Below are 10,171 nucleotides of genomic sequence, written 5' to 3'. Positions count from 1 at the left end.
CCCCATCGTCTAGTGGCCTAGGATACCAGGTTTTCATCCTGGCGACAGGGGTTCGAATCCCCTTGGGGGTACCAATACAACCAATTAACAATGTACAATTGATAATTGATAATTAAAATGACAGAGGAATTAAGTCTTTTAATTGTTCATTGTACATTATAAATTGTAAATTGAATAAGATTCTAGTGGTAATTGCGGAAGGGCAACACCCGATCACATTTCGAACTCGGCAGTTAAGTCTTCCAGCGCCGATGGTACTGCAGGGGCAGCCTTGTGGGAGCGTAGGTCACTGCTAGAATTTAAACCAGATAATAGTGAACAGTGAATAGAGAATAGTTGAACTTCAAGAATTTAAAAGAGTTTGATTTTAACTATTTACTATTAGTTATTATCTATTAATTGAATATATGGAGGGGTTCCCGAGTGGCCAAAGGGAGCAGACTGTAAATCTGCCGGCGACGCCTTCGAAGGTTCGAATCCTTCCCCCTCCACCATTTATGCGAAAGTAGCTCAGCTGGCAGAGCGTCTCGTTGCCAACGAGAAGGTCGCGGGTTCGAATCCCGTCTTTCGCTCCATTTTATTTTAAGAACTCAACCTTGTTATCTAGTAGATGATAACGAGGTTTTTTTATATTATATGAGGATAAAGGAGGAATTTTAGACTAATTTATTGAAATAATACATAGTTGTTAAATTAGTTCTTAAAAGCTTGTGGTGGAGGTAATAGCATTGAGTGAGGAGAAGTTTTCTAATAAAGCTAAAGCTAAAGTTGAAATTTTAGGAGAAGAGTATGTGATTAAGGGGAATGAGTCAGCAGAATATATTTCAAACTTAGCTTCTTTTGTTGATGAGCATATGCAAGAGATAAAAGAGGTTAACAATTCTATTCCTCGGAATAGGATTATGGTTTTAGGTGCTATGAATTTAGCAAATAAACTGTATAAAGTTCAAGATGCGTATAAGAAATTGGAAAAAGAATATACTAAAACCAGGAATAATTATGAAGAGGTACTTGCTGAATATAGGGAGTTAAAAGAAAATTATCAAAAGATTCAAGAAGAGTATAATGATTTTTTGGCATTAGTTGAGAAAGGAGAACTAGATTAGTGGAGTTTAATTTGATTGATGTAATAGTCTTTAGTTTATTTTTTATACTTATGGTTCAAGGATATCATTTGGGATTAATCAAGCAAATAACAATAATTTCAGGAATAATACTGGGCGGTTATATTGCTTTTGAGCAGTATGGTGTTTTTGCTAACTTTATCAATCAGAAATTTAGTTTAGAGTTTAAGTTAGCAGAGATTATTTCTTTTATATTGCTTGTTGTAACTGTAAGTTTTTTTGTTAATTATGTCGGTCATATTTTAAGTCAGGTTTTGGATATTATTCCTTTATCTATTATTGATAATTTGGTAGGAGTAGTTGCTGGTTTTTTTAAGGCATTTATAATTAGTTATATTTTAGTTCTACTCTTAGAGGTTATACCATTAGAAATGATAGAGGAGCAGTTAGAACTATCTTATTTCGCTCCTAAGTTATTACAATTAAACCCTGTAATTGAAGAAAAGATAATTGAATTTTCTCAATATTAACCTTGGAGGAGCAAAGATGAATAACTTAAATGTTAGTTTAATGTTATCTAATATTGCAAAATTGTTAAAAATAAAAGGAGAAAATAATTATAAAGTTGCTGCTTATGAAAAAGCTAGTAAGATAATTAAGGAACTGAAAATTGATATTAAGTCTTTAGTGGAGCAAGAGAAATTAGATTCCTTACCGGGGATTGGAGAGAGCTTGGCTGAAAAAATAAACGAAATAGTTTTAACAGGAAATTGTCGTTATTATCAAGAACTAACTGATGAATACCCTGTTGGTTTGATCAGTTTACTTGAGGTCTCTGGTTTAGGTTCTAGCAAGGTGAGAAAGATTTATAATCAGTTAGAGATTGATAACTTAGCTGATTTGAAATCTAAAGCGGAATCGGGCCAACTATCACAGATATCAGGAATAGGAGCTAAGACAGAAGATAAGATTTTAGAGGGAGCTAATAGATTACTTGACAATAAGGGCAAGGTTGACTTAGGTTTAGCTACTGAATTAGCAAGTGGAGTAATGGATTATCTAAGTCAGTTAAAATCTGTATCTAAAGTGAAAATTGCAGGTGAGATAAGAAGAAATTTAGAAGTGGTAACTGAGGTTTTATTGGTAGTGGAGAGTGATGATTTTTCTGAAGCCTTTGTTGCTATTAAAGAGCTGACTTTTTATGAATTACAATTACAAGAAGATGAAGAAGCTGTTTTAATGACTGAGTTTGGAATAGCAATTAGAATTGTGTTAGCAAGCAAAGAGCAATTTTATTTTAAACTATTTGAATTAACAGGGACTGAGGAATATAATGAACGATTAAAAGAGTTAATTGATTTCTCTGCAGTTAAGAAAGAAGTTGTTCAGATTCAAAGTGAAGCAGAACTCTTTAAACTGGGAGGTTTTCCTTATATTATCCCAGAACTGAGGGATGATTTAGCTAGTTTAGAACAGGCAGAGCAGAATCAGCTGCCTGAAAGTATAGAGGTGGCTGATATTAAAGGAGATTTACATATGCACTCCCAGTGGAGTGATGGAAGCCATACAATCGAAGAGATGGCTAGAGCTTGCCAACAGAGGGGCTGTCAGTATTTAGCTATCTGTGATCATAGCAAGTCCTTGCAGGTAGCTAATGGATTGAGTGTGGAACAACTAAAAAGGCAAGCAGAAGAGATTGATAAGTTGAATCAAAGATTGGAGATAACTATTTTAAAAGGGATTGAAGTTGATATTTTAGAAGATGGACTGGATTATAGCAATCAAGTCTTGGAGGAGTTAGATCTTGTGGTTGCTTCTATACATAGAAGGTTTAATAACTCTCCTACTCAAATAATGGAGAGGATTTTTAGAGCTTTAGAGAATCCTTATGTTGATATCTTAGGGCATCCTACTGGGCGTTTGGTTTTAAAGCGACCACCTTATGGGGTTGAGATGGAAAGAGTAATTAAAAAGGCTGTTGAAACGAATACTATATTAGAAATTAACTCTTCTCCTAAGAGGTTGGATCTTAATGCTGAAGATGTTAAGTTAGCTAAGAGGTTAGGGGCCAAAGTTGTAATTAATACTGATGCTCATCAGATTAGACAACTTGATAATTTAGATTATGGAGTAGGGGTTGCTCGGAAGGGATGGTTAGAGAGTGAGGATGTAGTTAATACATTTAATTTGCAAGAACTGCAGAAAATATTAAAGAGGAAGTAATAAAAATTATAAAGGAGTTGTAATAGTAATAGTGAAGTTAGGAAAATTTAATCAAGGAGAAGTAATAAAGCGGACAGATTTTGGAGTATATTTAGATATTGATGATGAGGAAGTATTATTACCCCTTAAGTATGTTCCTACTGGAACTGAAATAGGGGATGAGTTAGAGGTATTTATTTATAAGGATTCTCAAGAAAGAAATATTGCCACTACATTAACCCCGGAGGCCAAAGTTGGTGAATTTGCTTATTTAAAGGTCAAGGAGGTCAATCGAGTAGGTGCTTTTTTAGATTGGGGTTTAGAAAAGGATCTCTTTGTTCCTTTTGCTGAACAGGAAGGTAAGATGAAAGAGGGTAAGAGTTATGTTGTGAGGGTCTTTGTGGATCAAAAGACTGACCGGATAACTGCTAGCCAACTGCTTGATAAATTTATAGAACGAGAGCAGATAGCCTTTAGCGAAGGAGATAAGGTAGATCTTTTAATTTATAAATTCACTGATTTAGGGGTTAAAGTGATTATTAATAATAAACATTATGGTCTGATCTATAATAATGATCTCTATCGGGAATTAGAAGTTGGTCAAGAGACTACAGGATATATCAAAAAGATTAGGGAAGATAAAAAGATTGATGTTAGTCTGAGGAAGATAGGTTATGGTAGAATTGAAGATGCTAAAGAAAAAATCCTCAAACAATTAGTAGCAGAGGATGGATTTTTACCGTTACATGATAAGAGTTCACCACAAGCAATTAAAGATAAATTGCAGATGAGTAAGGGCAGTTTTAAGAAGGCGATTGGTGGACTGTATAAGGAAAAAATTATAGATATAACTAAAGAAGGAATTAAATTAAAAAAATAAGTCATTCAACTGTACAGTTGAATGACAGTGACTAGTAAAAAATATTAAAAAAGTTCAACTTAAGATTAGATGCCTATAAAGAATGGAGGTTGGGGAATGAAACTAAAGGAGATTTACGAATTAGCAGTTAAATCGGGGATGGATGTTGATCCTCGAGATGAGGCTGAGGTGAAGAAGGTATTAAAAAAGGTAGAAGAAGAATATAAAGAGTTGGATGAAGAAGAGAAAGAATTTTTTGATCAAGATAGTTTAGAAAACCCTTATCCTGATACTAGAATTTTGACAGGTGATGAAGAGGCAGAGGTTGAAAGGGTCTTGATGGGGATTGATATTGATACAGGTGAGGTTTTGTTAGCAGATAGATTGACTGAGAAGGGAACGAAGATAGATGCTGTAATTGCTCACCATCCAGGTGGTAAGGCATTGGCTGGATTACATGAAGTAATGCATATGCAAGAGGAAATTTTGCATGATTTAGGAGTGCCAATCAATGTAGCTGAAGGAATTATGGCTAAAAGAATTAGTGAAGTAAAGCGAGGTATAATGCCTTTAAATCATAATAAAGCTAGGGATGCAGCTAAATTATTCGATCTACCGTTGATCTGTGTTCATACACCTTCAGATAATTTGGTTGTTGACTTTTTGCAAAATAAAGTTGATCAAGCTGATCTTGAGACTGTAGGAGATGTTGTTGAATTATTGAAGGAGATTCCGGAATATAAGGAAGCAACTAAGTTAAAAGCTGGCCCTAATGTAGTCGTTGGAGATGAAAAGAGAAGTGCTGGGAAGGTAGTAGTAGAGATGACAGGGGGAACAGGTGGTTCTAAGAAAGCTTTTGAGAAGTTGGCCCAAGCTGGTGTAGGGACTTTAGTCTGTATGCATATTGGTGAAGAACATCGTAAGAAAGCAGAAGAGAACCATATCAATGTAATTATTGCTGGTCATATGGCAAGTGATTCTGTAGGGATGAATTTATTTGCTGATCAACTAGAAGAGCAAGGAGTAGAAGTTGTTCCTTGTTCAGGGTTAATACGAGTTAGTAGATAAGAGACTTTAAGTATTTAAAATAAAAGCCTTTAATCTAATTAGATTAAAGGCTTTTAATTAGTTTTAGATAAGGGGATGATCTAACTGATGGATAAACATGCATTGGATGTTCTAGAGTTTGATAAAATTAAAGAGCAATTAAAAGAACATATCACATCTAAATTAACTGAAACTTTTGTAAAAAATATGAAACCGGCAACTGATTTAGATTATATTATAGCAAGGCAGGAGGAGGTAACTCAAGCTAAGAAAATTTTAACTAGGGAAGATGAGCCCCCTTTGGCTGGAATTCGTGATATTCGATCTTATTTAAAAAAGGTCGATAAAGAGATGGTTTTAGCTGGTGAAGAGTTATTGTCAATCTTGAATACATTAATTACAGCTCATAGATTGAATAATTATTTTTTGAGTTTAGAGGATGAAGATGATGAGTATTATAGAATAACTAAACTAGCAACTTCGCTTGGTAGGTTTAAAAAGCTTGAGCGAAGTATTAAGTCTGCTCTTGATAATCAAGGGAATGTTAAGGATTCAGCCAGTTCTAAATTAAGGGAGATTAGAACTGAGATGAGAAAGAGCAGTGATCAAATTAAAGATAAATTAAATTCGATGATTAATTCTAATCGTTACCAAAAGTATATTCAAGAGCAAGTAGTTACAATTAGAGATGAGCGATATGTTATTCCTATTAAACGGGAATATCAACAAAAATTTCCTGGAATTGTCCATGACCAATCGGCAAGTGGTCAGACAGTATTTATTGAACCGATGCCGATTGTTAAGCTTAATAATAAGTTGCGGCAGTTAATGTCTCAAGAGGAGCAAGAGGTCTATCGAATCTTACAAGAGCTTAGCTTTAAGGTCAAAGCTAAGTTAAAAGAGATTAAAGATACAGTTCAAATATTATCAATTCTAGATTTTATTTTTGCTAAAGCAAGATATAGTTTAGAGTTAGATGCAGCTGAGCCGTTATTGAGTCAAGAAGGAAATGTTGATTTAATAAAAGCTCGTCATCCGTTATTAACTGAAGATGTAGTTCCGATTGATGTTCATTTAGGTGATGACTTTAATACTTTAGTTATTACCGGGCCAAATACTGGAGGAAAGACAGTTACCTTAAAGACGGTAGGATTATTGACATTGATGGCTCAATCCGGCTTACATATTCCTGCTTTATCTGGTTCAAAGATTGGGGTTTTTGAGCAGATCTATGCCGATATCGGTGATGAGCAGAGTATAGAACAGAATTTAAGTACATTTTCTTCCCATATGAAACAGATAACTAAGATCATTGATCAAGTAGAGGATGATTCCCTAGTCTTATTAGATGAATTAGGAGCTGGAACTGATCCAGTAGAGGGGGCAGCACTGGCGATGTCTTTACTTGATTATTTACATCAAAAGAGTGCCAAAACGGTAGCTACTACTCATTATAGTGAATTAAAGACGTATGCTTATAATAATCAAGGGGTAGAGAATGCTTCGGTTGAATTTGATGTAGAGACATTACAGCCTACTTATAATTTGCAGATGGGATTGCCTGGTCGTAGTAATGCCTTTGAAGTTGCTAGTAGATTGGGACTTAAAGATGAAGTTATAGAGAAGGCCAGTCAATTTTTAAATCAAGAAGATGCTAGGTTAGATCAAGTAATCAAAGAGATAGAGAGTGATAAAAGAGAGTATCATGATAAAAAAGAGGAAGCTGAAGAGAAGAGGCAACAAGTTGAGCGATTAAAGGATGAATATGAGACTAAATTAAAGAATCTAGAGGAGAGAAAAGAGAAGGAATTAAAAGAAGCTTATCGGGAAGCAAATAAAGTTATTAAACGGGCTCAACAACAAGCTAAAGGAATAATTGAGGAATTGAAGGAAAAACAGCAATTATCAGATCGAGAGATTGAAGCTACTAAGAGCAAATTAAGGGAAGGTAGAAAGGAAGTTAAGCAAAAAGCCAACGAATTGGCAGAAGAAGCTAAGCAGGCACGCCAGATCCCTGAGCTAAAAGTAGGTGATCAAGTTAAGGTCAGAAATTTAAATAAAGAGGGAGAAGTAATAGAGTTGTACGCAGAGAAAGAAGAGGCAGTTGTACAGGCAGGGATCATGAAGTTAAATGTTGATTTAAGAGAGTTAGAAAAAATTAAAAGCTCTAAACAAAAGAATGAGAAAAAGACTAATGCGAACAGTATTAAAGCAACTAAGTCTAGAAATATATCCCCTAAGTTAGATCTACGTGGCTTAAGGGCACTAGAGGCTAAAAATAAATTAGATAAGTATTTAGATGATGCAATGTTGACTAATTTGAATCAAGCAGAAATCATTCATGGTAAGGGAACGGGTACCTTAAGGGAGGTAGTTCATGAAACATTAGGGCAATATCCTGGAGTTAGAGAATATAGATTAGGTCGACCGAAAGAAGGGGGAACAGGAGTAACAATAGTTAATTTTTAAATGAAAAAGGAGGGCCATTTGGCCCTCCTTTACTTTATCTTAAAGTATTAAAAAAGTCTAAAATTTGATCTCTCATATTCCTAGTATTATCTTCTTCAATTTCTTCATCATCTGGAAGGTGTTCAGAACATTCTTCTTCAGGTATTGTTTTATAAATATAATCTCCATCATCATCAGTTAATGGGACTTGTGTTTCGGGATCAACTTTTCTAATTGGAACCCCATCTTCATCCACTATAATTCCAGTTTCTACTTGATATTCTTTTGTCTCAACTTCATCTTCTGGACAATATTCTGTTGCAATAGCTCCTGTTTCAGTATTGATTTCAATCTCTTCTGTTTCTTTATGAAGTTCACAAGTTTCAGTCGGTTCTGTTCCTTCTATAAATAATTCATCTGTAATTGTGTGTTCTGGACAATAAGGGCCAGGTAATTGACCACTTTTACTATTGATTTCTTTGGTGATAATATTATTAGGTCGTTCAAATTCTGCGACCGGTCTTCCCTGAACTACATTTCTCATATAATCGCCCCATAATTGGGCAGCGTGCCCACTGGCGATAATTTCTGTTTGTGGATTGCCATTATCATCAGTGATAACATTACCTTCATCATCTCTTTGCGGATATTCCATTCTTTTAGGTGAATCTTCTCCTAGCCAGACACTGGTTACTAGATCTGGGGTATAACCGACAAACCAAGCATCAGAATAGTTAGAAGTAGTTCCAGTTTTACCAGCAGCTGGTCTTCCTAAATAAGCTCTCCAACCAGTTCCCCAAATATCAGGGCCTCTAGCAACAGCAGATTTAAGCATATCTGTTACTAAATAAGCTTCTGACTGTTCAAGAACGATATCTTTGGAAGGGGGATTATTATAGATTTCATTACCACGATTATCAAGAACCTTAGTAATTGCTATTGGTTCAGCTTTGATGCCACCAGTAGCTAGTGTACCATAAGCAGTAGCCATCTCTAATGGGCTGACACCTTTGGTTAATCCTCCTAAAGCAAGGGATAAGTTTCTATCCTCAGGAATAATATTTCTGATTCCCATCTCTCTTGCTGTTTGCATTGTATTACTAATCCCTACTTCATCGAGTAATCTAACAGTCATTACATTGATCGAACGTGCTAATCCAGTCCGTAAAGTAGTTGGCCCTAAATATTGATCATTAACATTTCTAGGAATCCAACTATCTCTCCCATCTAAATCAGTTCTATATTCTTTAGGGGTATCGTCAACAACAGTTCCTGTTCCTGCTCCATCCTTAACTGCCTCTGTATAGACAAAAGGTTTAAAGGCAGAGCCAGGCTGGCGATATGCCTGTGTTGCTCGATTAAATTGGTCATTATTTCGGCCCCCAATCATACTTTTAATATAACCTGTATGGGGATCAAGTGTGATTAGAGATAATTGTGGTTGACTTTCTCCTTCTTCACCTGTTGGAATTTCTCCAGATTCTATTGCTTGCTTAACAGTTTCTTCAGCTTGTTTTTGCATCTCTAAATCTAAACTTGTATGAACCTCTAAACCACCAGTATAGACCTTTCTTGCTCCAAATTCATCAAGTAATTCTTTTCTTATATGCTCAACGAAATAAGGTGCTATATTATCATTATTATCATCTTCTTCTCCCTGTTCAAGGTTAAGTTCTTCTTGGCTAGCTTTTTCTGCTTCTTCGGCAGTAATGTAGCCTTGTTCAAGCATTCGGTTTAAGACTACATTTCGTCTTCTAATAGCTTCATCTGGATTTCTATAAGGAGAATAGTAATTAGGTGCTCGTGGTAATCCAGCAATTAGAGCAGACTCAGCTAAAGTTAACTCATCAACATCCTTGTTGAAATAAAAGTTAGCTGCATTTTGAACTCCATAGACACTATGACCCAAGAATATTTCATTCAAGTAAAATTCTAAGATTTCATCTTTAGTATATTTACGTTCGAACTGTAGTGCGATATACATCTCTTGTAATTTACGAGAATAGAGTCTTTCTGGGGTTAATAATGCATTTTTGGCTAATTGTTGAGTAATAGTACTGGCCCCCTCAACTGTAGCTCTATGACGTAAATTTACACTAAGAGCTCTTAAGATACCTCTAACATCGATTCCGTAATGATCATAAAAACGATCATCTTCAATAGCTACGATTGCATTTTCTAAATCCTCTGGTACTTCTGATAAAGGAGCATAAACTCTGTCTTGTTCGTATAACCTAGTTAAGACTTCTCCATCAGCAGTATAAATTGTTGTACTTTCAGCAGTCGTCCACTGGCCATATTCAGATATGTCAGGGCTTTGGCTGATAACCCAAGTTACAGTACCAACTACCGCTCCCGTACTAACAGCTATAAATAATATAATTGAAATAATGATTAACTGTTTTAATTTTCCTTTGGCCATGCTACTTCCTCCTCTCTCTCAAATTATTATAACATAAAATTATCATTATATATAGTCGATTTTTGATTTGTGTTAGGTAGCATTTTCTATAATTGATATTAAGATTTAGTTATGATACAATATGATATG

Annotated in this window: 7 protein-coding genes, 2 tRNA genes and 1 rRNA gene; 9 read left to right on the top strand and 1 reads right to left on the bottom strand. The window is 35.1% G+C overall.

Annotated elements, in window-relative coordinates:
• The first annotated feature begins 181 nt into the window (after positions 1–181).
• The 9 genes from rrf (at position 182) to MWH28_RS12100 (ending at position 7,641) form a co-directional block, all read left to right on the top strand.
• A 5S ribosomal RNA gene (gene rrf / locus MWH28_RS12140) occupies positions 182–298 on the top strand.
• Between the two features lie 111 nt (positions 299–409).
• A tRNA-Tyr gene (locus tag MWH28_RS12135) sits at positions 410–494 on the top strand.
• Positions 495–499: 5 nt separating this feature from the next.
• A tRNA-Gly gene (locus MWH28_RS12130) sits at positions 500–575 on the top strand.
• Between the two features lie 153 nt (positions 576–728).
• The gene (locus tag MWH28_RS12125; RefSeq protein ID WP_248619654.1) at positions 729–1,106 is read left to right on the top strand and encodes a cell division protein ZapA; all 378 of its coding nucleotides are present in this window, start codon (positions 729–731) and stop codon (positions 1,104–1,106) included.
• Entirely contained in the window at positions 1,106–1,594 is a 489-nt protein-coding gene (locus MWH28_RS12120) for a CvpA family protein (protein ID WP_248619653.1), read from the top strand. The genes MWH28_RS12125 and MWH28_RS12120 overlap by 1 nt, the downstream gene beginning before the upstream one ends.
• A 16-nt stretch (positions 1,595–1,610) precedes the next feature.
• A complete protein-coding gene (polX, locus tag MWH28_RS12115; protein ID WP_248619652.1) occupies positions 1,611–3,287 on the top strand; it encodes a DNA polymerase/3'-5' exonuclease PolX in 1,677 nt (558 codons plus the stop codon).
• 31 nt (positions 3,288–3,318) lie between these two features.
• Entirely contained in the window at positions 3,319–4,146 is an 828-nt protein-coding gene (locus tag MWH28_RS13010; RefSeq protein WP_248619651.1) for a CvfB family protein, read from the top strand.
• Positions 4,147–4,242: 96 nt separating this feature from the next.
• Positions 4,243–5,193, top strand: a complete 951-nt coding sequence (locus MWH28_RS12105; RefSeq protein WP_248619650.1) for a Nif3-like dinuclear metal center hexameric protein — start codon at positions 4,243–4,245, stop codon at positions 5,191–5,193.
• Between the two features lie 87 nt (positions 5,194–5,280).
• Positions 5,281–7,641, top strand: coding sequence for an endonuclease MutS2 (locus MWH28_RS12100; RefSeq protein ID WP_248619649.1), 2,361 nt, complete (start codon positions 5,281–5,283; stop codon positions 7,639–7,641).
• Positions 7,642–7,675: 34 nt separating this feature from the next.
• Here MWH28_RS12100 and MWH28_RS12095 read toward each other — a convergent pair whose 3' ends face one another.
• A complete protein-coding gene (locus MWH28_RS12095; protein WP_248619648.1) occupies positions 7,676–10,042 on the bottom strand; it encodes a transglycosylase domain-containing protein in 2,367 nt (788 codons plus the stop codon).
• Between the last annotated feature and the right edge of the window lie 129 nt (positions 10,043–10,171).

The sequence above is a fragment of the Natroniella sulfidigena genome (assembly GCF_023223645.1).
Taxonomy (GTDB): Bacteria; Bacillota; Halanaerobiia; order Halobacteroidales; family Halobacteroidaceae; genus Natroniella; species Natroniella sulfidigena.
Note: the sequence above shows the minus strand (reverse complement) of the source record. Positions and strands in the feature narration are given on the sequence as shown.